Source organism: Sphingomonas parva (ex Maeng et al. 2020), from assembly GCF_004564275.1.
Lineage (GTDB): Bacteria > Pseudomonadota > Alphaproteobacteria > Sphingomonadales > Sphingomonadaceae > Allosphingosinicella > Allosphingosinicella parva.
Genome location: NZ_SPDV01000003.1, coordinates 140,870 through 165,144 on the forward strand (window position 1 = coordinate 140,870; position 24,275 = coordinate 165,144).

19 protein-coding genes are annotated in these 24,275 nt (G+C 68.6%); 12 read left to right on the top strand and 7 right to left on the bottom strand.

The genetic code is table 11. The features are described from left to right. The first annotated feature begins 132 nt into the window (after positions 1–132). The gene (locus E2493_RS03100; RefSeq protein ID WP_135083598.1) at positions 133–1,401 is read left to right on the top strand and encodes a PAS domain-containing protein; all 1,269 of its coding nucleotides are present in this window, start codon (positions 133–135) and stop codon (positions 1,399–1,401) included. A gap of 152 nt (positions 1,402–1,553) precedes the next feature. Then, the gene (locus tag E2493_RS03105) at positions 1,554–6,215 is read left to right on the top strand and encodes an NAD-glutamate dehydrogenase (protein ID WP_135083600.1); all 4,662 of its coding nucleotides are present in this window, start codon (positions 1,554–1,556) and stop codon (positions 6,213–6,215) included. Positions 6,216–6,257: 42 nt separating this feature from the next. On the opposite strand, the gene E2493_RS03110 is transcribed toward E2493_RS03105, so the two are convergent. The 5 genes from E2493_RS03110 to E2493_RS03130 form a co-directional block, all read right to left on the bottom strand. Then, complete coding sequence (locus tag E2493_RS03110) at positions 6,258–6,485, bottom strand: ribbon-helix-helix domain-containing protein (protein WP_263854052.1); 228 nt, start codon at positions 6,483–6,485, stop codon at positions 6,258–6,260. Positions 6,486–6,544: 59 nt separating this feature from the next. Then, on the bottom strand, positions 6,545–7,267 hold the full coding sequence (phbB, locus tag E2493_RS03115; RefSeq protein WP_135083601.1) for an acetoacetyl-CoA reductase: 723 nt from the start codon (positions 7,265–7,267) through the stop codon (positions 6,545–6,547). A gap of 23 nt (positions 7,268–7,290) precedes the next feature. Continuing rightward, entirely contained in the window at positions 7,291–8,298 is a 1,008-nt protein-coding gene (gene hemH / locus E2493_RS03120) for a ferrochelatase (RefSeq protein ID WP_135083603.1), read from the bottom strand. Next, on the bottom strand, positions 8,295–10,505 hold the full coding sequence (locus tag E2493_RS03125; RefSeq protein WP_135083605.1) for a xanthine dehydrogenase family protein molybdopterin-binding subunit: 2,211 nt from the start codon (positions 10,503–10,505) through the stop codon (positions 8,295–8,297). The genes hemH and E2493_RS03125 overlap by 4 nt, the downstream gene beginning before the upstream one ends. A gap of 68 nt (positions 10,506–10,573) precedes the next feature. Beyond that, entirely contained in the window at positions 10,574–12,253 is a 1,680-nt protein-coding gene (locus E2493_RS03130) for a class I adenylate-forming enzyme family protein (RefSeq protein WP_135083607.1), read from the bottom strand. A 93-nt stretch (positions 12,254–12,346) separates the two neighbouring features. On the opposite strand from E2493_RS03130, the gene lgt reads away from it, so the two are divergent. From lgt to E2493_RS03155, 5 genes are all read left to right on the top strand, one after another. Then, complete coding sequence (gene lgt, locus E2493_RS03135) at positions 12,347–13,210, top strand: prolipoprotein diacylglyceryl transferase (protein ID WP_318531672.1); 864 nt, start codon at positions 12,347–12,349, stop codon at positions 13,208–13,210. A 31-nt stretch (positions 13,211–13,241) separates the two neighbouring features. Continuing rightward, a complete protein-coding gene (locus tag E2493_RS03140; protein WP_225421113.1) occupies positions 13,242–14,285 on the top strand; it encodes a class I SAM-dependent methyltransferase in 1,044 nt (347 codons plus the stop codon). Then, positions 14,282–14,806, top strand: coding sequence for a GNAT family N-acetyltransferase (locus E2493_RS03145; RefSeq protein WP_225421114.1), 525 nt, complete (start codon positions 14,282–14,284; stop codon positions 14,804–14,806). Before E2493_RS03140 ends, E2493_RS03145 begins: the two co-directional genes overlap by 4 nt. Further along, a complete protein-coding gene (gene pgeF / locus E2493_RS03150; protein ID WP_135083609.1) occupies positions 14,803–15,567 on the top strand; it encodes a peptidoglycan editing factor PgeF in 765 nt (254 codons plus the stop codon). Before E2493_RS03145 ends, pgeF begins: the two co-directional genes overlap by 4 nt. Positions 15,568–15,650: 83 nt before the next feature. Beyond that, complete coding sequence (locus tag E2493_RS03155; RefSeq protein WP_135083611.1) at positions 15,651–16,967, top strand: cystathionine gamma-synthase family protein; 1,317 nt, start codon at positions 15,651–15,653, stop codon at positions 16,965–16,967. A gap of 42 nt (positions 16,968–17,009) precedes the next feature. Here the strand turns inward: E2493_RS03155 and E2493_RS03160 are convergent, their stop codons facing one another. Next, positions 17,010–17,693, bottom strand: a complete 684-nt coding sequence (locus tag E2493_RS03160) for an HAD family hydrolase (RefSeq protein ID WP_135083613.1) — start codon at positions 17,691–17,693, stop codon at positions 17,010–17,012. Positions 17,694–17,767: 74 nt separating this feature from the next. Between E2493_RS03160 and E2493_RS03165 the strand changes: the two genes are divergently transcribed. The 4 genes from E2493_RS03165 to E2493_RS03180 are packed head-to-tail and all read left to right on the top strand — an operon-like array spanning position 17,768 to position 21,259. Then, positions 17,768–18,877 carry an MlaE family lipid ABC transporter permease subunit gene (locus E2493_RS03165; RefSeq protein ID WP_135083615.1) on the top strand — a complete coding sequence of 370 codons (1,110 nt, stop codon included), beginning with the start codon at positions 17,768–17,770 and terminating at the stop codon, positions 18,875–18,877. Continuing rightward, complete coding sequence (locus tag E2493_RS03170; protein ID WP_404828286.1) at positions 18,874–19,704, top strand: ABC transporter ATP-binding protein; 831 nt, start codon at positions 18,874–18,876, stop codon at positions 19,702–19,704. The genes E2493_RS03165 and E2493_RS03170 overlap by 4 nt, the downstream gene beginning before the upstream one ends. After that, positions 19,704–20,681, top strand: coding sequence for an MlaD family protein (locus E2493_RS03175; protein WP_135083619.1), 978 nt, complete (start codon positions 19,704–19,706; stop codon positions 20,679–20,681). The genes E2493_RS03170 and E2493_RS03175 overlap by 1 nt, the downstream gene beginning before the upstream one ends. Beyond that, positions 20,678–21,259 (top strand): ABC-type transport auxiliary lipoprotein family protein, encoded by a 582-nt coding sequence (locus E2493_RS03180; protein WP_135083621.1) that lies wholly within the window; start codon positions 20,678–20,680, stop codon positions 21,257–21,259. Before E2493_RS03175 ends, E2493_RS03180 begins: the two co-directional genes overlap by 4 nt. Positions 21,260–21,298: 39 nt before the next feature. Here the strand turns inward: E2493_RS03180 and pepN are convergent, their stop codons facing one another. Then, entirely contained in the window at positions 21,299–23,884 is a 2,586-nt protein-coding gene (gene pepN, locus E2493_RS03185) for an aminopeptidase N (RefSeq protein WP_135083623.1), read from the bottom strand. 116 nt (positions 23,885–24,000) lie between these two features. On the opposite strand from pepN, the gene E2493_RS03190 reads away from it, so the two are divergent. Beyond that, complete coding sequence (locus E2493_RS03190; protein ID WP_135083625.1) at positions 24,001–24,186, top strand: hypothetical protein; 186 nt, start codon at positions 24,001–24,003, stop codon at positions 24,184–24,186. Positions 24,187–24,275: the final 89 nt, after the last annotated feature.

Below are 24,275 nucleotides of genomic sequence, written 5' to 3' on the forward strand. Positions count from 1 at the left end.
GCGGCCTGCCCGGATGACAAGCGCCTGCGCACGCCGCCCCCGATCCGGCAGTTTCGGTATCGCACTTAACGGAATCGCAACCACATGCTGGCACTGTTCCGGCTCTTCCCACAGAGGGGCACGGGACGCCTGATGGACAGCCTTCGCGCATTCGAGGACGAGCCGGATTTCGGCTCGCCCTCCGACGAAGAGGACGCGATCGAGGCGCCGCCGGAGATCGGCGTCGACGAGCGCCGGATGCACGTCCGCGCCTACAATTACTGGGTGTCGCTTCTCGACGGCCGGCCCTATCCGTCGATCCGCGATCTCAACCCTTCCGACCTGGGGGATTTCGGCCCGCACAGCGTGCTGCTCGATTTTTCGGGCGATGGCGACGATCCGGCGGTGGCCTGGCTCGGGAACGCGCTTCGTACCGAATGCGGTCTGATCGGCGACATTCGCCGAATCAGCGACGTGCCCAAGCGGTCGCTCCTCTCGCGCCTCACGGACCATTATCTGCAGATCATCGCCAATCGCGCGCCGATCGGCTTCGAAGCCGAATTCGTGTCGCAGCTCGGCCAGAACACGATGTACCGCGGCATCCTGATGCCCTTCTCCTCGACTGGCGACACGATCGACTTCATCTACGGCGTGATCAACTGGAAGGAGATCGCCGACAGTGCGGTGATCGCCGACATCGCCCGCGAGGCCGAACGGGCGCTCGCCGCCGGCGTACCGTCGGTCGAGGCCAGTCCGGTCTGGGCCGACGGCCCGAACGCGGAACCGCCCTCTCTGCTGCACGGCACGGACGAGCCGGAAGAAGCGGCCGTCTTCGACCCGGACGCCGGCCTCGCCGACCGCCTTTGCGCGGCGCGCGAGAGCGCCGAAGCGGCGCGGGGCGCGGACAGCCGCAGTCGCGCCTCCCTCTATCGTGCGCTGGGCCTCGCCTATGCCTTCGCCCGCGCGGCAGAGGTCGACGTCCAAGGCTATCGCGAACTTCTCGAGGATTCGGGCCTCAAGGCTCAGGCCAGGGCCCCCATGACGCCGGTCGTGAAGCTCGTCTTCGGAGCCGATTACGACAAGGCGCGGTTGACCGAGTTCGCCGCCGCTCTCTCCTGGGCAAGGCGTGAGGACATCGCGATCGACGGTCTGCGCGCCTATCTCGAAACGTTCGAGGGGGGGCTCAAGGGCGTCGTCCAGGCCGAGCGCCGGGCGCGCCGGCCAGAGCCGAAGCCGGACCGGAACGAAGCGATCCGCGAAGCGCTGCGCAACGCTCCAGCCTTCGCGCGTGTCGCCATGGACACCTCCGAGGAGTTCGTCCTGATCCTGGCACGCCGGGAGACGGGCGGCGTGGTTTCCCTCCTCGGTCCCCTGGCCGATCCTGCGCTGACCGAGCGCGCCATCAGGAAGGCTGCCGCCTGACCGCAGCGTGAGCGCCTGGCCAAGCGGCCGGCGAGCACGTCGACCTGCGACCCTCGGGCAAGACGGGGTTGCCCCCCTCGCGCGCCCGGAGCATATGGCCGGCACTGATCCCGCGGCGCATTTCCTCGCCGCTTGTACCGGGAGCCGACAATATGAATTCGGAGAGCAGGGCCGCGGATGAAGCCGCCGACGCGCGGATTCTCGAAGCCCTTTCCCGCGCCCTCGTCAAAGACGCCCTGCCGGGCGAGATCGTCGATTTCAGCGCCGACGATCAGGATGCGGCGACGCGCTTCATCGCCTCCTGCGCGGAGCGGCGCCCCCCCGGGGTCGCGCTCGTCCGGCTCGAGACGCTCGGCGGCGGCGTCGGCCAGCGCCGGATGCGGATCGGCATCGTCAACGACGACATGCCGTTCCTGGTGGATTCGGTCTCCAACACGATCGCCGCCCGTGGGCTGATCGTGCACCGGCTCCTGCATCCCGTAGTCTGCGTCGAGCGGGACTCCGACTGTCGCCTGCTGTCGGTCGAGCCGCTCTGCGACGACCCGTCGCGCCGCGAATCGATGATGTACCTCGAGGTCGATCGCGCCGATGCGCGCATCCGCCGCGAGGTGGTGGCCGACCTTCACCGCGTGCTTGCCGACGTGCGGGCCGCGGTCAACGACTGGCCCACCATGCAGGCGCAGATGCGCAACGATGCAGCGCTCGCCGGGGAGACCGAAGGCGCGGCCCTGCTCCGCTGGTTCGCGGACGGTGCGATGACCTTGCTCGGCTATGAGGTGGAGCGCCCCGAGGGGCCCGCGTCGCAGGGCCTCGGACTGTTCCGCATCCCCGGAGATCCGACCGATCCCGGCGGATCGCGCGATGCCATCCGCTATTTCGAGGAGGGCGGATCGGTGCCCCTCCTGGCCAAGGCCGAGCGGCGTGCTTCGGTGCACCGCCGCGTGCCGCTCGATCTCGTCGTGGTTCCGATCCGCGAGGGCGGGAAGGTCGTGGCGATCGGCGTTCATGCCGGGCTTTGGACCAGCCAGGCGCTGAGCGCCCCCGTCGAGGAGGTGCCCGTCCTGCGCGAGCGGCTCAAGCAGCTCGAGGAGCAGTTCGGCTTCGATCCCTCCGGCCATAGCGGCAAGGCGCTGCGCCACGCCGTCACCGCCCTCCCGCACGACCTGCTGATCAGCCTCGGCCTCGATTCGGTGCGCGAGCTGGTCACGACGGCGATGTCGCTCGCCGATCGTCCGCGCCCGACTCTCGTCCTCGTTCGCTCGATCCTGAAAGGCAACATGTTCGCCTTCGTCTGGCTGCCGAGGGACGAGCTCACCACCCGTCGCCGTCTCGCCATCGGCGAGATGATCGAAAACGCATCGGACGGGCGGATCTCCAATTGGTCGGTCGAGCTCGGCGATGGCGATCTCGCCCTCATTCGATACACGCTGTACGTCGGCGCGGACCGACCGACGCCCGACGTCGCCGCGCTCGACCGCCAGCTCGACGAGATGGTTCGCGGCTGGGAGCCGGCGGTGGAGGAAGCGCTCGGCGCGATCGTCGGGCCTTCCCGCGCCACCCGGCTGTCCCTGGGCTATACCAACGATCTGCCCGAGCTCTACCGTGCCCAGACGAGCCCGGAAGAAGCGAGCCGCGACATCCTGCGGATCAGCGAGCTCGAACGCGCCGCCGATCGCGATGCCCGACTTTATCGCGCCGATGCAGACGGCCCCACGCGCCTCCGCCTCAAGACCTATCGGCTGGCGGGTCTCATCGCGCTTTCGGAAGCGGTGCCGGTGTTCGAGAACTTCGGCTTCCGCGTCCTGGAGGAGTTTCCGTGGCCGCTCGACGCGGGCCGGCTCGGCTACATCCACGAGTTCGTGCTGGAACTGCGCGACAGCAGCGAGGCTGCGGCGGTGCTCGACCGGGCGGCGCTCACCGAGCGCGCCATCGCCGACGTGCTCGAAGGCCGCGCCGAGAACGACCCGTTCAACCAGCTGTTGGTCGCGGCGGGTCTCGACCGGCGCGACGTCGTGCTGTTCCGCGCCTGGTTCCGCTACCTGCGCCAGGTCGGGCTCAGCTATTCGATGATCACCGTGGTGGAGGCGCTCCGGCGCGCGCCTGCGGTCACGCAGGCGCTGATCGCGTTGTTCGACGCGCTCCATGATCCGCGCCAGCAGGGGGACCGCGGCGCAGCGGTGGAAGCGGCCGAGGCCGCGATCCGTGCCGGTCTCGCCGAAGTTGCGGGTATCGACGAGGACCGGATCCTGCGTCTGGTCCTCGGCGTCGTTTCCGCGACGCTGCGCACCAACGCTTTCTCCGCCGCGGCCGACGAAGCGCTCGCGTTCAAGCTCGAGAGCGCCAAGGTACCGGGCCTTCCCGCACCGGTGCCGTGGCGCGAGATCTGGGTCTATTCGCCGCGCGTCGAGGGCATCCATCTGCGCGGCGGCCCGATCGCGCGCGGCGGTCTGCGCTGGTCCGACCGGCGCGACGACTTCCGGACCGAAATCCTCGGCCTGATGAAGGCGCAGCTGGTCAAGAATGCCGTGATCGTGCCGACCGGCGCAAAGGGCGGCTTCTACCCGAAGCACCTTCCGCCGATCTCGTCGCGGGATGCCTGGCTGGCCGAGGGCACGGAGAGCTACCGGATCTTCATCCGCGCCCTGCTTTCGGTCACCGACAACATCGTCGAGGGCAAGATCGTCCATCCGCAGGACGTGACCGTCCGCGACAATGACGATCCCTATTTCGTGGTCGCCGCCGACAAGGGCACCGCCACCTTCTCCGACGTCGCCAACGAGATCGCCTTGTCGCGCGGCTTCTGGCTGGGCGACGCCTTCGCCTCCGGCGGCAGCCAGGGCTACGATCACAAGGCGATGGGGATCACGGCGCGGGGCGCCTGGGTGTCGGTCCAGCGTCATTTCGCCGAGATCGGCATCGACGTTCAAAGCCAGCCGATCCGGGTCGCCGGCGTCGGCGACATGTCCGGCGACGTGTTCGGCAACGGCATGCTGCTTTCGAAGGCGATCAAGCTCGTCGCCGCCTTCGATCACCGCCACATCTTCCTCGACCCCAATCCCGACCCGGCGCGCAGCTGGGACGAGCGGGCGCGGCTGTTCGCGCTGCCGCGTTCCTCGTGGGAGGATTATGACAAGAGCCTGATCTCGTCGGGCGGCGGGGTCTTCCCGCGCAGCCAGAAGACGATCCCGCTCTCGGCCGAGGTTCGCGAGCTGCTGGGCCTGGAAGAGGAGGAGATCGCGCCGACCGCCCTGATCACGGCCATCCTGCGTGCGCCGGTCGATCTCCTGTGGTTCGGCGGCATCGGCACCTACATTCGGGCCCGCTCGGAGAGCAACGCCGAGGTCGGCGATCCCGCCAACGACCCGATCCGGGTCACCGGTGCCGAGATCCGCGCCAAGGCGATCGGCGAGGGCGCCAATCTGGGCGTCACCCAAGCGGGCCGGATCGAGTTTTCTCAGGCCGGCGGGCGAATCAACACCGACTTCATCGACAATTCGGCGGGCGTCGACTGCTCGGACAACGAGGTCAACATCAAGATCCCGCTCAATCGCGAGATGATCGAGGGCCGGCTCGGCTTCGAGGATCGCAACGCCCTGCTTGCCGAGATGACCGACGAGGTCGGCGCTATCGTTCTCGAAGACAATCGGCTGCAGACGCTCGCGCTTTCGATCGCGGAGCGCGGCGGCGCGACCGATCTGCCGCCGCTGATCCGAGCGATCGAGATCCTCGAGGAGAGCGGCCGGCTCAATCGCGCCGTGGAGGGCCTGCAGTCGAACGAGGAGTTGATGCGCCGGGCTCAGGAAGATCGGGGCCTCACCCGTCCCGAGCTCGCCGTTCTGCTGTCGAGCTCGAAGATGGCCCTGCAGGCCGCGCTCGAAGCAGGCAAGATCACCGAGGATCCGACGCTGACCCCGGAGCTGCTCGCGGCCTTCCCGGCGACGATGCAGGAGCGGCATCGCGATGCAATCCTCTCGCACCGCCTGCGACGCGAGATCATCGCTACCAAGATCGCCAACCGCCTGGTCAATCGCCTCGGCATCACTGCGGCGTTCACGCTCAGCGAAGAGGAAGGCGCGAGCTTCGGCCAGGTGGCGGCAGCCTTCGTGGCGGCCGAGCGGCTGTTCGATATGCATTCGCTCTGGCACGACCTGGACACGCTGCCCCTGCCCGAGCAGCTCCGGCTCGAGCTGTTCGACCAAGCGTCGCGAGCGCTCCAGCTCCATATCGCCGACATCCTCCGCAACACGCCGGCGACGGCCAAGCTCGAGGAGATCGTCGAAACGCTGAAGCCCGGCCTCGACAAGCTCAGCGCAGCGGTCGGCGATCTGCTCCGGCAGGAGGTCGCCGGCGAGGCGGCGTTCCGGCGCCAGCGTTTGGCGGAGCTCGGCGCCCCGCCGGAAATCGCAGATCGACTGGTCCGGTTGTTCGAGCTCAACGGCGCTGTCGGAATCGCGGCGCTCGGTCGGCGCCTTGGGGTCGACGAGATCGGCCTGACGAACGCCTACACGCGGCTCGGTGAGGCGCTCGGCCTCGATTGGGCACAGGGCGTCGCCAACCGTTTCCAGGCCAAGGATCAGTGGGAGCGACTGCTGACCTCCGGCCTCGCGCGTGACTTCGAGCAGCTCCGGCTCGATTTCCTGAAGCGCAAGCGCGGCGACGACCCGAGCCAGGCCGTGGAGATGTGGGTGGAGGCGCAGGGCCCGCGCATCGATCAGTTCCGGCGGCTGATCGATCGGGCGCGCCATGCGCCAGCGACGACCTCGCCGATGCTGGCGCAGATCGCAACCCAGGCACGGGTGCTGCTCGCACGGTAGAACTAGCGGCGCCCCGTTCCGTGGCGGGGCGCCGCAGGACTGTCAGTCCTGGCTTCGCGCCCTTTCGAACAGCCAGACGCGAATGGCGCTCGCGAGATTCGCCGGATCCGAGGCTTCGACCCGCGCCGCGTCGATCCGCGCCACGAGGGCGTTGAGCGGCACACGCTCCATCTCGGCGGCGTCGCGCAGCGCGTCCCAGAACACCGGCTCGAGGCTGATCGAGGTGGCGTGCCCGGCGATCATCATCGAGCGCTTCACCGGGCCCGCCACGTCGACCCCGCTCTTCTGCGCGCCATCGAAGGCACTGGCACCGGCGGCCGCGCCGCGGCTCAATACATGTGCTGGCCGCCGTTGATCGAAAGGGTCGATCCGGTGATGAAGCCCGCTTCCTCGCCGCACAGGAAGACGACGCCGCGGGCGATCTCCTCCGCCTTGCCGAGCCGACCGACGGGAATGCGGGCGACGATCTTCGCCAGAACGTCTTCCGGCACGGCCGCCACCATCTCCGTATCGATATATCCCGGCGCGATCGCGTTCACGGTGACGCCGGACCGTGCGCCCTCCTGCGCCAGCGCCTTGGTGAAGCCGTGGATGCCGGATTTGGCGGCGGCGTAATTGACCTGGCCGTATTGACCGGCCTGCCCGTTGATCGAGCCGATGTTGACGATACGCCCGAACTTGCGCGCCTGCATGCCTTCGAACACGGCCTTGGCCATGTTGAAGCAGCCGCCGAGATTGACGTCGATGACCTCGTCCCACGCCTGACGCGTCATCCGCTTCATCGTGCCGTCGCGGGTGATGCCGGCATTGTTGACCAGCACGTCCACCGGGCCGAGCTCGCTCTCGATCTGCTGGATCCCGCCGACACAGGCATCGAAATCCGAGACGTCCCACTTGAAGGCCCGAATCCCGGTGCGGTCGGAGAACTCCCGGGCCTTCTCGTCATTGCCCGCGTAATTGGCGGCGACGGTAACCCCCTGATCGCGCAGCGCGACGCTGATTGCCTCGCCGATTCCGCGCGTTCCACCGGTGACGACTGCAACACGTGCCATGACCCTCTCCTTTTTCTTTTTTTCTACGGTGTACGCACCCAGCCTTCAAGTTCACGGCCAATGATTCGCCGGAGCATTTCCACGCCGACATTGCTGTCGTTGAGGCATGGAAGATAGGCGAAATGACTACCTCCGGCGCCGAGGAAGGTTTCACGTCCCCGGATTGCCAGCTCCTCGAGCGTCTCAAGGCAATCCGCGGAGAAGCCTGGCGCGACGAGGGCGACCCGCGTGACGCCGCGCTCCGGCAGCCCGGCGAGCACGACATCGGTGGCGGGCTCCAGCCATTTGGCGCGACCGAAACGCGACTGGAAGGTGACGGTGAGGTCCCGGCCAAGGCGGTCCGAAAGCAGGCGGGCGGTCTTTTGGCAGTGGCAATGATAGGGATCGCCGAGCTCGAGGGTCCGCTCCGGCATGCCGTGAAAGCTCGCCAGCACGGCCTGAGGTTCGAAATCGAGCCCCGCAAGCGCCGCTTCCACATTCTGCTTGAGCGCATCGATGTAGAGCGGGTCGTCGTGATATGGCGGCAGCGTCCGCACTGCCGGCTGCCATCGCAACCGACGCAGATGCGCAAAGGCCTCGTCGTTGGCGGTGGCGGTCGTGGCGGCGCAATATTGCGGATAGAGCGGCGCGATGAGGATGCGCTCGCATCCTTGCGCCTTCAGCGCATCGATCCGCTCCCGTATCGCGGGGCGGCCGTAGCGCATCGCATGATCGACGATCACGTCGGGGCCGAAGACGCCGGCAAGCGCCCGGGCCTGGCGCGCGGTGATGGCGGCGAGCGGGGACCCCTCCTCCGTCCAGACCTGCTGATAGGCATGGGCCGACTTGCGTGGCCGGGTGGTGAGAATGACCCCGCGCAGGATCGGCTGCCAGACCAGCTGGGGTATCTCCACTACCCGCGGATCGGAGAGGAACTCCTTCAGGTAGAGCTTCACCGATCCGGGCTCCGGCGCATTGGGCGTGCCGAGGTTGATCAGCAGCACGCCGATCCGAGGGGTGGGGACGGGCGGATGGTCCTGCGGCGGGATCATCCTCCGATCACCAGCGGGAGCTTGCGCAGCCTGCGACCGGTCAGCGCGAACAAGGCATTGGCCATGGCAGGTGCGGCCGTGGGAACCGCGAGCTCGGTGACGCCGCCTGGCGCCTCGTCGCTGTCGATCAGCTCCACCGTCACCTCAGGGGAACGGGCCAGCCCCGGAAAGGCGAGATCGCCGAAGCCGCGCGGTGTCGGCCGTCCATGCGCGAAATCGATCGGATTGGCGCTCGCCGCGGCAATCCCGAAGATCAGCCCGCCCTCGATCTGCTGCCGGACGACATTGGGATTGACGACGCGGCCGCAATCGACCGCACTCACCGCCCGGCGCACCCGCACGCGCTGATCGCTGCCGATCTCCACCTCCATCACCGTGGCGATATAGGAGCCGAAGGCGGCGAGCAGGGCGAGGCCCATTGCGCTTCCCGGCTGTCCGCCGTCCCATTGCCCCATCGTTGCGGCGGTCTGGAGGCACCGCGCCAGCCGCGGATTGTCGCCGAGCATCTGCATCCGGAAGGAGAGCGGATCGAGACCGGCAAGCCGTGACAGCTCGTCGACGAAGCTCTCGCTGAAGAAGGTGGTGTAAGCGTGGGCGCCGGAGCGCCACAAGCCGCGCTCGATCGGGACCTCTGCAGCCGAATAATCTACCGCGACCGCGGGAATCCCGTAAGGCGGCGCGGCGCCGGCGACCGGATCCGCAAGCCCGTCGAGGATATCGCTACCGAGCCGACGCTCCAGCTGCGGGCGCACGTCCGGGGCCGCAATCCGAGTCCGCCAGCCCGCGACCAGACCGCCGCTCCCCAGCCGCGCGGTCAGCATTCCCCGCGCCGGCGGACGAAGCGTGTCGGCCGCAGTCTCCTCCGCGCGCGACCAGACGACCTGGACCGGGCGCCTCGCCTTCATCGCCAGCACCACGGCCTGTTCGATGGCGCGGACCTCGAACTTCCGGCCGTAGCCGCCGCCGACCAGCATCGGATAGACGGTGACGTTCGCCTCCGGCAGCCCCGCAACGCGCGCCGCGGCATCGCGGGCGATGCCCGGCGCCTGGACCGGCGCCCAGATCTCCAGCAGATCTCCGCTGAGACGTACGGTCGCCGTCAGCGTCTCGAGCGGTGCATTGGCCGCGGGACCCACGAAATAATGGCCGCGAACCACGTCGCCGCCGGCGAAGGCGGCAGCGAGGTCGCCGCGTTCGAACAGGCGCTCGCCGTCATCTTCTTCCAGGGCCTGGGAGAAGGCCGCCTCGATCCCGGCGACACTCGGCTCGGCGGCGACGCGCCACGCCGGGTTCATCGCCCGCAAAGCCCGATCGGCCGCCCACCAGTCCGTCGCCAGCGCGGCCACCCATTGCGGGCTGTCGAACAGCCGGGCAACGCCGGGAACGCGCTTCGCGGCGTCGCGATCGACACGCAGCAGACTGCCCCCAGGCGGCGCCGAACGGACCGAAGCGAAGAGCATGTCCGCCAGACGGACGTCGCCGGCGAAGCGCGCCGATCCATCCACCTTGGACGGCAGATCGAGGCGCGTCAGCGCCTGGCCGGCTAGCCGATTGTCGACGCCGCCGCGCATCAGCAAGACGTCGGGAAGCTCCTCCGCGGCCGCGGCTTCGGCGAGCTCGCCGAAGCGCAGCTTGCCGGCGTCTCCGACGACGAAGCCGCCTGCCGTGTCGAGGCTCTCCCAAGGGACATTCCATCGCGCCGCCGCAGCCTTCATCAGCAGCGCGCGCGCGCCTGCGCCTGCTTCGCGCATCACTTGCTCGAACGCCCGCACCGAGGTCGAGCCGCCGGTGACCATCGCGGCATCGCGCGCCGCGACCTCCCGCGCGCGCCAACGCCGTACGCCATCGAGGAAGCCGGACTCCGGTCCCACTGCCCGCTCCTCCGCGATCAGCTGGTTCGCGCAGAAGGGGCCGGGCGGCGCCGGCTCGACGGCGATCGTCTCCCACGCCGCTCCCAACTCGTCGGCCAGGATCTGCGGCAGCGTCGTCCACACCCCCTGGCCGAGCTCGACCTGCGGCACGGCGACGATCACGCGGCCGTCGCTGGCGATCTTCAGGAAGGCGTTGAACAGATGCTCGCCGGGTCCGGTGCGCAGGTTCGGCGCATAGCGGCGCGGCCAGAGCGACCAGGCCAGAAGCAGCCCCGCTCCCGCGCCGCCGCCGATCAGCAGCGTCCGGCGCGATATCCGTGGAGCATATTCAGCCATCGCCCGCCTGATAGAGGCCGTGTGCGCGTCTCGCTAGACGGAACAATGGCAGGCGCGACCGGCGCGTGCTAGCCGGCTTGCGCCTGATAGCGCTCGCGCAGAACCTTCTTGTCGATCTTGCCGGTGCCCAGCTTGGGAAGCGGCTCGTGATGGACCCAGACCCGCGCCGGCAGCTTGAACGCCGACAAGCGGTCCTTCAGGAACTCGGTGACGCCCTCCTGATCGAGGCAGCGATCGTCCTCGCAATAGATGACCGCGGCGGGCACCTCGCCGAGGCGCTCGTCCGGCATTCCGAACACCGAGGCTTCCGAGATCGACGGGTGGCTGTAGATCGCCGCCTCCACTTCCTGGCAGCTGATGTTCTCGCCGCCGCGGATGATGATGTCCTTCTTGCGATCGACGATGAACAGATAATCGTCTTCGTCGAGATAACCGACGTCGCCCGTCTTCAGATAGCCGTCCGCGGTGAAGGCGGCGGCGGTCGATTCCGGATCACGCCAATAGCCGCGGATGTTCGCCGCGGAGCGAATCGCGATCTCGCCGGTCTCGCCGCGCGGCAAGTGGCGATTGCCCTCACCGAGGATCGCCATCTCCACCATCGGGCGGTGCGGGCGACCGGTCGATGCCGGCTTGTCCGCATAATTCTGCCAGAAGTTCCCGCAGCCCACCGCATTGGTCTCGGTGAGCCCGTAGCCGAGCGCGGGCTGGGCGGTGCGGAATGCCTCCTGCAGCCGCTTGACGTGGGCGACCGGCCTGGCCGCGCCGCCGGCGGCGATGTCGGTGAGGGTCGAGAGATCGTATTTGTCGCGGTCCGGATGCTGCATCAGCTCCAGGCTCATCGTCGGAACTCCGACGAAATAGGTCACCTTCTCGTCCTGGATCAGGCGCAGCGCCTCGCCCGGATCCCATTTCGACATCAGCACCATGCCCCGCCCGATCACGAAGCTGTTGAGCAGCACCGGGACTTCGCCGGTGACGTGGAACAGCGGCACGTTGACCAGCGTCCGCGGCGGGTTGGCAGGAGGACGTCCCTCGCTCTCCATAATCCCGAGCAGCGTCATCAGGCTCATGCCGTAGGTGTAGACGCCGGTGGTGACCGCCCGGTGGGTCGAGAGGGCGCCCTTGGCGAGCCCGGTGGAACCGGAGGTGAAGAGGATCGTCGCGTCGTCCTCCTCGCTGACCACTGGCAGCTCCGCCTCGTCGCCGCCGCGGGCGAGAAGAGGGGCGATCGCCTCCCCCACCGGCCGCTCGATCGGCAGGGTCACCGTCTCGACCGAGAGGCCGGTCGCCTGCAGCCGCTGCGCGCGCGGCGCGTCGGCGAGCACCAGCCGCGGCTCGGCGAGCGCGATTCCGTGGCGCAGCTCGTCCGGCTGCCACCAGCCGTTGACGAGGGTCGCGATACCGCCCGCCTTCACCACGGCGATATAGCTGACGATCCAGGCCGGGCAGTTGCGCATCGCGATTGCCACCCGGTCGCCCTTGGCGATGCCCCAGCCGCCGACCAGCGCCTTCGCGAGGCGAGTGGCCTCGGCATTCACCTCGGCGAAGGTCAGCCGCTCGCCGTCCGCGATCACGGCCGTGGTCGCGCCGTGGAGCATGCAGAAGATGTCGAAGAGACCGGGGAGGGTCGGCGGAAGATTGGTGACGATCGTCCGTCCTTCCGCGTCCTTGCCGAGCGTGACCCGGCCCCCGGGACCGGTGACCGCCGCAAGGACCGCGTCGAACTTGCGATCGAGCTCACTCGGCATCCGGACTCTCCTTGCTCTTTTCGTTTCCTCTCGCCCACCCTAATAGGGACGACGGACGAGGGGGAAGCCTTGATAGAAACGTTACTGACATCTTTGGCAACAGCGTCGTCGGACCCGATCACCTGGAACAGCCTTGGGCTCGATCCGGAGACGTCGCCGATCGCGCTGGACCTCGGCTTCTTCCAGCTGCGCTGGTATTCGCTCGCCTATCTCGCCGGCATCCTCATCGGCTGGTGGTACCTGCTGAAGATGCTCGCGCGGCCGGGCGCGCCGATGGCGCGTCGCCATGCCGACGACATGGTCTTCTACGGCACGCTGGGCGTGATCCTGGGCGGGCGGATCGGCTACGTGCTCTTCTACCGGCCCGAATTCTATCTCGCGAATCCCGGCGAGATCGTGCAGATCTGGGACGGCGGCATGTCGTTTCACGGCGGCGCCGCCGGGACCAGCCTTGCGATGTTCTACCTCGCCTGGCGCAACAAGCTGAGCGCCCTCAGGGTGCACGATTATATCGCGTGCGTGGCGCCGATCGGCCTGTTCTTTGGAAGGCTGGCCAATTTCGTCAACGGCGAGCTCTGGGGGCGCCCGACCGACGTTCCCTGGGCCATCGTCTTCCCGCACGGCGGCCCGATCCCGCGCCACCCGAGCCAGCTTTACGAGGCCGGTCTCGAGGGCCTGCTCCTGTTCGCGATCCTCAGCGTCATGTTCTGGAAGACGGACGCGCGCTACCAGCCGGGCAAGCTCGTCGGTACGTTCGTGCTCGGCTACGGCCTCTGCCGCTTCTTCGTCGAGTTCTTCCGCCAGCCCGATCAGGGCCTGGAGCATCTTTCCTGGGGGCTGACGATGGGCCAGACGCTGACCGTGCCGATGATCGTCGCCGGCCTCTATCTCGTCGTCACCGCCAAGGGACGCCGGGAGCGGGTCGAGCCGGTCGCGGGCACCGAAAGCATCGCCTGACGTTCCCACCCGGCCACCGCCGGAGCGCGCCATGTCTCGAACGCCCCTTGCCGATCGGCTCCGCGGCCTGATCGCGAGCGCCGGTCCTATCCCCGTCTCGCATTATATGGCCGAGGCGAACGCGCATTATTACGCCACCCGCGATCCACTCGGCCGCGACTTCGTCACCGCGCCGGAAATCAGCCAGATGTTCGGCGAGCTGGTCGGCCTGTGGCTCGCTGACCTCTGGTCTCGCGCCGGCGGACCGGAGGCCGCTTATGCCGAGCTCGGCCCCGGCCGCGGCACGCTGGCCGCGGACGCGCTGCGGGCGATGCGCGCCGCCGCGCTCGCGCCGCCGGTGCATTTCGTCGAGACCAGCCCGAGCCTCAGGGGCGAGCAGGCCAAAAGAGTGCCCGCGGCCGTCTGGCACGACAGCGTCGCCTCTCTCCCGCTCGAGGCCCCTCTGCTGATCGTCGCCAATGAGTTTTTCGACGCGCTGCCGATCCGTCAGTTCGTCCGCGGCCGATCGGGATGGCACGAGCTGTACGTCAGCATCGAAGGCGGCCGCTTCGTCCCTGCCGCCGGGCCTGCGGTTCCGGAGAACGCCATTCCCGCGCACCTGCGCGCCGGACCGGAGGGAACGATCGTCGAGACCTCGCCGGCGTCCGCCGCGATCGTGCGCGACATCGCGCGGGCCCTTGGACGCCAGGGCGGAGCGGCGCTGATCGTCGACTATGGCCACGCACGAACCAGCGCCGGCGACACGCTGCAGGCCGTTGCCGCCCATAGCTATGCCGATCCCTGGACCGACCCGGGGGAGCACGACCTTACCGCCCATGTCGACTTCGAAGCGCTGGGCGCCGCCGCGCGTGCCGAGGGCGTCAACGTCTTCGGCCCCGCCGGTCAGGGCGACTGGCTGACGGCGATGGGAATCGACCTGCGTACCGAGGCGCTTTCGACAGCGGCGCCCGAGCGGGCACCGGAGATCGGCGGGGCGCGCGATCGCCTGGTCTCGCCACGCCAGATGGGCACCCTGTTCAAGGTGATGGCCCTCGTGGCAGAGGGCTGGCCCGAACCCTCCGGATTCGCACCGTGACCGATCTGACCTTCCGTACCGCCGCACCCACGGACGCGCCGCTGCTCTCCCAGCTCGGCCGGAACACGTTCGTCGAGACCTTCGGCCACCTCTATCGGCCCGAGGATCTCGCCGCCTTCCTCGAGACTCATGAAGAGGCCAGATGGGCCGCCGAGCTTGCCGATCCGGCGGTGTCGGTCCGGCTCGTCGAGGACAAGGGCGTGCCCGCCGCTTATGCCAAGGTCGGGCCGGTCAGCCTGCCGGTGGAGCCGGACGCGCCTGCCGCGGAGCTCAGGCAATTCTACATCCTCAGGCCCTGGCACGGGAGCGGCATCGCGCCGATGCTGATGAACTGGGTGATGGACGAATCCCGCCGCCGCGGCGCCCAGGAGCTCTATCTCTCGGTCTATGTCGACAATCTCCGCGCGCGGCGCTTCTATGACCGCTACGGCTTCGAGTTCGTCGCGCCTTACGCCTTCATGGTCGGCGAGCAGGCCGATGAGGATCTGATCATGCGATTGACGCTGAGGGACGGACGATGACGATCGAGAGGCTTGGCGCCGAGGCGCTGGAGCGCGTGCCCCATGGCTTCCTCGGTCGCCGGGGCGGGGTCTCGCAAGGGATTACCGCCGGCCTCAACGTCGGCCTCGGCTCGGCCGACGATCCGGAGGCGGTGCGCGCCAATCGCCGCCTTGCGGCCGACGCGATCTCGCCGGGCGCCGCGCTGGTTACCGTTCACCAGATCCACTCGCCCGAAGTCAGGTTCGCCACTGAAGCCTGGCCGGACCACGCACGCCCGCAGGCCGACGGGATCGTCACCGATCGTCCGGGACTGGTGCTCGGAATCCTGACCGCGGATTGCGCACCGGTTCTGTTCGCCGACGCGGAGGCCGGCGTGGTCGGCGCTGCCCATGCCGGCTGGAAGGGGGCGTTCGGCGGCGTGGTCGAAGCTACCGTCGCCGAGATGGAGCGGCACGGCGCCAAGCGCAGCCGCATCGCCGCCGCGGTCGGGCCGTGCATCGCCCGCCGCTCCTACGAGGTCGACGACGATTTCCTGCGCCGTTTCGTCGAGGCGGAGCCCGAGAACGAGCGGTTCTTCGGCCTCGGCCGGGACGGTCATCACCAGTTCGACCTGGAGGGTTTCGTAGTCGCCCGCCTCGCCGCCGCCGGCATCGGTCGCGTCGAGGCGCTCGGCGAGGACACTTATTCGCAGCCCGACCGCTTCTACAGCTACCGGCGCTCGACGCACCGGAGCGAACCGACCTACGGCCGCCAGATCAGCCTGATCGCCGTTCCCGCCTGACCTCGGCGGGGCACTGGGGCGGAGCACTGGCGGGCGGCGTCGTTTTTCGGCTAGGGCCCTGCCAATCAAATTGGAGAGGCTCAATGCAAGAAGACGAATCCGAGCTGACCGGCACGACGCCGCGCCGCCGGCCGAAGAACTCGGTGCGCGAGGTCGGCGGACGCCGCCTCCAGCCGGCGACCCTGATGATGGGGCACGGCTTCGACCCGGCCCTGTCGGAAGGCTCGCTGAAGCCGCCCATCTTCCTCACCTCGACATTCGTCTTCGAGAACGCCGCCGCCGGAAAGCGCTTCTTCGAGGGCGTGACCGGCAAGCGCCCGGGCGGCGCCGAGGGTCTGGTCTATTCGCGCTTCAACGGCCCGAACCAGGAGATCCTGGAGGATCGGCTGAGCCTTTGGGAGGACGCCGAGGACGCGCTCACCTTCTCGTCCGGCATGTCGGCGATTGCCACCCTGCTGCTCACCTTCGTCCAGCCGGGCGACGTGATCGTGCACTCCGGGCCGCTCTATGCGGCGACCGAGACCCTGATCGGCCGCATCCTGGGCCGGTTCGGCGTGCAGTGGCTCGATTTCCCCGCAGGCGCCGAGCAGGCGGAGATCGAGGAGGTGCTCGGCCGCGCCAAGGCGATGGGACGCGTGCCGCTGATCTACCTCGAGAGCCCGGCCAACCCGACCAACGCGCTGGTCGACGTCGAGGCCGTCGCCGCGGCGCGGGCGAAGATCTTCGGCGACGAGCGGCCGCCGATCGCGATCGACAACACCTTTCTCGGTCCGCTGTGGGCGAAGCCGCTCGACCACGGTGCCGATCTGTCGATCTACTCGCTGACCAAATATGCCGGCGGCCATTCCGACCTCGTCGCCGGCGGCGTCGTCGGGGCCAAGGCGCTGCTCGACCCGATCCGGATGATGCGCAACACGATCGGCACGATCACCGATCCGAACACCGCCTGGATGCTGCTGCGCAGCCTCGAGACGCTGGAGCTGCGCATGACCAAGGCGGGTGAGAACGCCGCCAAGGTGTGCGCCTTCCTGCGTGATCATCCCAAGGTCGAGAGCGTCGGCTACCTCGGCTTCCTCGAGGACGGCGGCGACGCTCGTCAGGCGGACATCTACCGCCGCCATTGCACCGGCGCCGGATCGACCTTCTCGCTCTATCTGAAGGGCGGCGAAAAGGAGGCGTTCGCCTTCCTCGACGCGCTGAAGATCGCTCACCTGGCGGTGAGCCTCGGGGGCACCGAGACGCTGGCGAGCGCCCCAGCGGCGATGACCCACCTCTCGGTCCCCGAGGAGCGCAAGAAGGCGCTCGGCATCTCGGACAACCTCGTCCGTATCTCGATCGGCGTCGAGGATCCGGACGACCTGATCGCCGACTTCGCCCAGGCGCTCGACGCCGTGGGTTGATCCGGAGCCCCTCCGCCGCACCAGGCGGCGGAGGGCATCGGATCAGACGTCCCTGCTCCAGTCCACCACCTGCCAGCCTTCCAGCTTCGCCAGCTTGACCAGCCGCGCGTGCGCGTTGGCGGCGACCGGCTCGTCGCTCCAGCGATGGACGTGGTGATCGGAGACGTGGTCGGAATAGAAGCGGATGTGGACTGCGTCGCGGCTGAGCCCTTCCCGCACCATCCACGCCTCGATCATGTCGAGCTTGGCCGGGCCGTAGCAGTTGCGCCCCTCGATGCGGGCGACGACCCGCCCCTCGGTGTCGAGGCCCGTCTCGGTGGCGATGACGTCGTCGAAACCGAGCCGGCGCGCGATCGCCGCAGCATAGAGGCGATAGGAAGCGGTCGCCAGGACCAGTCGGCGGCCCTCGGCGCGATCTTCCGCCAGCCGCCGCCGCGCGCCCGGCATGATGTTCGAGGCGATCTGGCGGTCGGCGAAGCTCTCGATCACCGGCTCGAGCGCGGCCGCCGTCCGGCCGCGGCCGACGAGCAGATCGTAATTCCATTCCTTGAGCGTGCCGCGATCGATCAGCCGCGCCACATAAGCGAGCATCGTCAGGCCGACGACCGGCAGCAGGACCAGCCGCCATGGCGCGAGGCGCAGCGCCGCGTGAACGAGGAACGGCGTATAGGTCGCACGCCGGGTGATCGTGCGATCCATGTCGTAAATGGCGAGCTGTGCCTTCATGTCGACGGGGCAAGCACAGAAGTCGGCTTTTTGTCCAGCTTGCCCATCGCCGAGAATTGAAGCATGTCGCTGCCATGAGCACGGTCGCCCGCTGCACCGACACGATTGAAGACGGCCGGCGGGTGCTTCGCTTTGCCGGCGACCTGACGCTCGCTCGTCTCGGCGTCCTGCCGACCAAGCTCGATCGCATGAAGGGGCGCGACTTCGTCCTCGATCTCTCCGGGGTCGGACGGATGGACACGATCGGCGCCTGGACGATCCACCGCGTGGTTCGCGATCGCGGCGGCACCGTCGTCGGCGCCAGCCCCGGCAACGAGAGCCTGCTCCGGCAGATGGCGCAGGTCGATCAGCCGGTGAAGGTTCGGCCCGATCCGCCGCCCGCCTTCACCCGCGTGCTCGACCAGCTGGGCAGCGCCACCGTGGAGGCCGGGCGCACCCTGCTTGGCCTGCTCGCCTTTTTTGGTGCGATGCTGATCGGTGTCGCCCGGGTGTTCCGCGAGCCGCGCCGCTTCCGGATCAACGCCGTCGTGCAGCGGTTCGAAGTGGTCGGAGTCCACGCCTTCGGCATCATCGGCCTGATGAGCTTCCTGGTCGGCATCGTCATCGCTCAGCAGGGCGCCGTGCAGCTGCGCCAGTTCGGCGCGGAAGTGTTCACCGTCAACCTGATCGGCCGCAGCTCGATCAAGGAGCTGGGCGTGCTGATGACGGCGATCATGGTCGCCGGCCGCTCCGGATCGGCCTTTGCGGCGCAATTGGGCTCGATGAAGCTCGCCGAGGAGGTCGACGCGATGCGCACGATCGGCGTCTCGCCGATGGAGGCCCTGGTCCTGCCGCGCGTCTTCGCGACCGTGATGATGATGCCGCTCCTCTCCTTCTACGCGGCGATCGTCGCGATCGTCGGCGGCGGCATCTTCTGCTGGATCGGCCTCGACATTCCCCCGGTCACCTTCGTGCAGCGCATCCGCGAGGTCGTCCCGGTGACCGATCTCTGGCAGCTGCTGGTCAAGGCGCCGGTGTTCGGGCTGATCATCGCCCTGGCGGGCTGCTTCCAGGGCATGCAGGTCGAGGCCAGCGCGGAGGAGGTCGGCCTCCGGACGACCACGGCGGTGGTCCAGGGCATCTTCCTGGTGATCGTGCTCGACGCCTTCTTCGCCGTCTTCTTCACCGAGGTCGGCTGGCTGTGAGCGATCCGCAGAGCGACAACATCATCGAGGTCCACGGCCTCAGCAACGTCTTCGGCGAGCAGGTCATACACGAGGGTCTCGACCTCGAGGTGCGGCGCGGCGAGATCCTCGGCGTCGTCGGCGGATCGGGCACCGGCAAATCGGTGCTGATGCGGTCGATCATCGGCCTCCAGACTCCCGATGCCGGCGACGTGCGCGTGTTCGACGTGCCGGTCCGCAGCGCCAAGGAGGCCCAGATGCAGGCCATCCGCAAGCGCTGGGGCATCCTCTTCCAGGGCGCGGCGCTGTTCTCGACGCTGACCGTGGCCGAGAACGTGCAGGTTCCGCTGCGCGAATTCTATCCGCGGCTCTCGGACCGCATGCTGGACGAGATCGCGGCCTACAAGATCGTGATGGTCGGCCTCCCCGGGGATGCCGGCCCGAAATATCCGGCCGAGCTCTCCGGCGGCATGAAGAAGCGCGCCGGCATCGCCCGCGCGCTGGCGCTCGATCCGGAGCTGCTGTTCCTGGACGAGCCGACCGCCGGGCTCGATCCGATCGGCGCGGCGGCCTTCGACCAGCTGATCCTCGACCTTCGCGAGCGGCTCGGCCTCACCGTCTTCCTGATCACGCACGATCTGGACACGCTTCACGCGATCTGCGACCGCGTGGCGGTGCTCGCCGACCGCAAGGTGGTGGCGGTCGGAACGATTCCGGAACTGTTGGCTTTGGATCACGCGTGGATCCAGGAATATTTCAGAGGGCCGCGGGGGCGAGCGGCCGAAGAGGCGGTCGAGGCCGAGGAGGCCCGCAACGAACTCGCCGCGCAGGGGAGCGCTGACGACTGATGGAAACGCGTTCCAACCATATTCTTGTCGGCGCCGTCGTGCTCGCGATGATCCTCGCGGTGCTCGGCTTCATCGTCTGGCTGAGCGGATCCTCGGGCAATACCGACAAGCAATACGACATCTTCTTCAGCCAGGCCGTGGACGGCCTCGCCGAGGGATCGGCGGTGACCTTCTCGGGCGTGCCGGTGGGCCAGGTCCGATCGATCAGCCTCGAGCCCAAGACCCCGCAGTTCGTCCGCGTGCGCATCGCGGTGCGTGACAGCACGCCGATCCTGGTCGGCACGACGGCGACGCTGAACGGCGTCGGCTTCACCGGAGTCTCGCAGGTCCAGCTCGATCCGCCCGATCGCGATTCCAAGCGGCGCGGGCCGGCGCGGGAGATCACCTGCGAAGTCACCCAATGTCCCTATGACGCGCCGATCATCCCGACCAAGCCGGGCGCCATCGGCCAGCTGCTGAGCAGCGCGCCGGAGCTGCTCGATCGCGTCTCGACGCTGACCGCGCGGCTCACCGAATTGCTGTCCGACAGGAACCAGGCCTCGATCGCGGCGATCCTCGAGAACGTGCAGGTGATCAGCCGCAACCTCGCCGCCCGCTCGGACGAGATCGCCGCGACCATGGCGGAGGCGCGGACCGCAATCCGCCAGACCGGCGCGGCCGTCGAGCAGCTCGGCCAGCTCGCCAGCACCAGCGACGCCTTGCTGCAGCAGGACGCGCGGCCGCTGATCGCCGACTTGCGCAAGACGGTGCAGGCGGCGGAAGGCAGCATGCAGAATCTGGACGCCGTCCTCGCCGATGCGCGCCCCGGCGTGCAGGCCTTCTCCAAGCAGACGGTGCCCGAAATCGGTCAGCTGATCCGCGACCTGCGCGAGATGTCCGCCAGCCTCTCGGCCGTGTCCCAGCGGCTGGAGACCCAGGGAGTCGGCGGAATCGTCGGCGGCCAGACCCTCCCCGACTACAAGCCGAGGAAGAAATGACGACACGCCCGATCCTCGTTCTCGCCGCGGCGCTCGCCCTCTCGGGCTGCCTCAGCTTCGGCTCGAAGCCGCCGCCCGTGCTGATGCGCCTTACCGCCAGCGAGCCGCGGCCGGCCGGCGCCAGCCGCACCGCCGGCGCCGGCGACGCCATCACGGTCGTCGTCCCGACGGTGCCGCAGGAGCTGCGCACCGCCCGAGTGCCGGTGCGCACCGGCGGCACGGGCGTCGCCTATCTCAAGGACGCTCAGTGGGTCGGCAATCCCGACGCGCTGTTCGCGCGCCTGCTCAGCGAGACGATCGCCGCCCGCACCGGCCGCGTCGTGCTCGATCCTCTGCAGACCACGTTCGATCCGGGCACACGGCTGAGCGGCACGCTGGCGACGTTCGGCCTCGATGCCGATACCTCGGAGGCCGTCGTGGTCTACGACGCGGTTCTCGCCCGTGGTCCCAATGCGGTCGAATCGCGCCGCTTCGAGGCCCGCGCGCCGGTGGCGGCGGTCGACGCGGCTTCGGCGCCGGACGCGCTCAACCAGGCCGCGAACCAGATCGCCTCCGAAGTCGCCGCCTGGGTCGGCTGAGAGCCGGCCCCCTCTAAAGAGCGACGGGAGGGGAGACGCTCAGCCGAGGCTCTTCGAGGCCTGCTCGAACACGTCCTTCGAAAGCCCGGGCGCCGCGACGATGCGCTCGAGCTCGGCGCGCATCAGCGCAGCGCGGCCCTCGTCGAAGCGCCGCCAGCGGCCGAGCGGCGGGACCAGCCGGGCGGCGGTCTGCGGGTTGAGCCGGTCGACCGCAAGGATCATGTCGGCGAGGAAGCGGTAGCCGCGGCCGGAGACGTCGTGAAAGGCGCGCTGGTTGGCGGCGAAGGCACCGACCAGGGCGCGCATCCGGTTCGGATTGGAAAGCGTGAAATCGGGGTGTCGGGCGAGCGCCTCGACTGCCTCCAGGGCGTCGTCGCGGGTCGAGAGCGCCTGGACGGTGAACCATTTGTCGAGGACGAGTGGATCGCGGCGGTAGCGATCGTAGAAGCCGGCGAGGGCCGTGTTCCGCTCGGCGGCGCCCGAGTTGACCAGAGCGGTCAGCGCGCCCTGGCGATCGGTCATGTTGTCGGCATCCTCGAACTGACGCATCGCGAGCTTGGCGGCATCCTCCGCGCCGGCGCCGAGCAGATAGCCGAGCGCGACGCTGCGCAGGCGGCGGGCGCCCTTGGCCGCGGGCGAGTATTCGAAGCGGTTTGCCGCGGTCGCGGAATAAGCGGCGCGCCACTGCCCCTCGAGCGCGCTCCCGAGAGCGACACGCAGCGCCTCCCGAGCGGCGCGGATCGCGTCGGGATCGACCACAGCGAGGTGATCTCCGACGAATGATTCGCTGGGGAGCAGCACCGCCTCGGCAATGAAGGCGTGATCCAGGGCAGGATTGGCGAGCGTCTCCCGTACTGCGGCGATGACCGGTTCGTGATCGGCCGGGCCGCCGGAGACAGCGCGCAACAGGGTGTCGAGCATCAGCTGCTGCATCGCCTCGTAGCGCGCAAAGGCGTTGTCGTCGTGCGCCGAGAGGAAGGCGAGATCGGCAAGGTCGCGGCCGGCCTCGACAACGACGGGTGCAGAGAAGTCGCGGTTGATCGAGAGAACCGGCCGCTCGAGCAGGCCCGAAAAGGCAATCTCGGCCCGCTCCTCCTCGAGCATCACCAGCCGCTCTTCGAGCTTGGTGCCCGAGTCCGCGCCGAACAGGGCAACCTTGAGCGGGATCGGCATCGGCTGCTTCTCGGTCTGGCCCGGCGTCGCCGGCACCTGCTGGGAGAGGGTCAGCGTCGCCGCGCCGTTGTCGTCCGAGGCGAGCGCGGCGCGGATGCGGGGCGTACCGGCCTGGCTGTACCACAAGCGGAAGCGGGAGAGATCGATGCCCCCGCCCTCCTCCATCGCGCGGACGAAATCCTCGCAGGTCGCCGCCTCGCCGTCGTGGCGGCTGAAGTAGAGATCGGTGCCCGCGCGGAAGCGCTCCGGCCCGAGGATCGTGTGCATCATCCGGATCAGCTCGGCGCCCTTGTTGTAGACGGTCGCCGTGTAGAAGTTCGAGATCTCGATATAGCTTTCGGGCCGCACCGGATGGGCCAGCGGGCCGCCATCCTCGGGGAACTGAGCGGCGCGCAACACGCGCACGTCCTCGATCCTCTTGACCGCGCGCGAGCCCATGTCGGCGGAGAATTGCTGGTCGCGGAAGACGGTGAAGCCTTCCTTGAGCGAGAGCTGGAACCAGTCGCGGCAAGTGATTCGGTTACCCGACCAATTATGGAAATATTCGTGCGCGACCACGCCTGCGACGGCGTCGAAATCGGCGTCCGTGGCCGTCTCGGCATCCGCGAGAATGTAGCGCGAGTTGAAGATGTTGAGGCCCTTGTTCTCCATCGCACCGAAGTTGAAATCGGAGACGGCGACGATGTTGAACACGGCGAGATCGTATTCGCGTCCGTAGGTTTCCTCGTCCCATTTCATCGACGCCTTGAGCGCCGCCATGGCGTGCGCGGTCTTCGACAGATCGGGCTCGCGCACCCAGATGCCGAGATCGACCGTCCGGCCGGAGGCGGTGACGAAGCTGTCGCGATTGGCGACGAGGTCCCCGGCAACAAGCGCGAAGAGATAGCAGGGCTTCGGAAAGGGATCGCGCCACTCCGCCCAGTGGCGGCCGCCGTCGAGATCGCCCGCGCCGACCGGATCGCCGTTGGACAGGAGCACGGGATAAACAGCCTTGTCCGCCGCCATGCAGACGGTGAAGCGGCTCAGCACGTCCGGACGATCGGGAAAGGGCGTGATGCGGCGAAAGCCTTCGGCCTCGCATTGCGTGCAGAGGATCCCGCCCGATTCATAGAGCCCCATGAGCTGCGTGTTGGCGCGCGGGCCGATCTCGACCAGCGTCTCGACCACGGCCGCGGCCGTGGAAACGGTGATCGTCAGGCGCTCATCCTCGAGCCGATGTTCGGCGGCCTCGCCATCGACGGTGACCTCGACCAGGGTCAGACCCTCGGCATCGAGGACGAGCGGACGGTCGTGGGCGCCGTTGCGAGCGACCTTGAGACGCGCTCGGACCCGGGTCCTCTCCGCACCGAGATCGAAATCGAGAGCGATCTCCGGGACCAGCCAGTCCGGCGGACGATAATCCTCACGTCGAACGATGACGGGCGCGGCGGGTGCGTTCTGGGCGTCGAGCATCCTCGGGACTTAGGAGCGCGCCGGGGTGGGCGCAATGGACCCGCGTGGTGCGGGCTCGTCCGTTCCGGTGGTTCGTCGGACGGTGGAGCCCGGCTAGAACCGGGCGTTCAGCGGCCATGCGCCTCGACCAGCAGAACCGCGGTTCGTGCCTGTTCCTCCTGACCGTGCTCGCCGCGCTGATCGGTCTCGTCGTCTGGATGAGCCTTGGCGGCGTCGGCAGCCAGAGCCCGGCCAACGACATGAAGGCTGGCGTCGCGCCCCCGGCATCGCCGACCACGCCCGCTCCTGCCCCGGTCCGCTGAGCCTGCGCCAAGGCTGCCGCAGCGCAAAAAAGGCCGAGAATGCCGCTAAATTCCTTGGGTTCCGGGGTTCGCCTCGCTATATCCTGGGC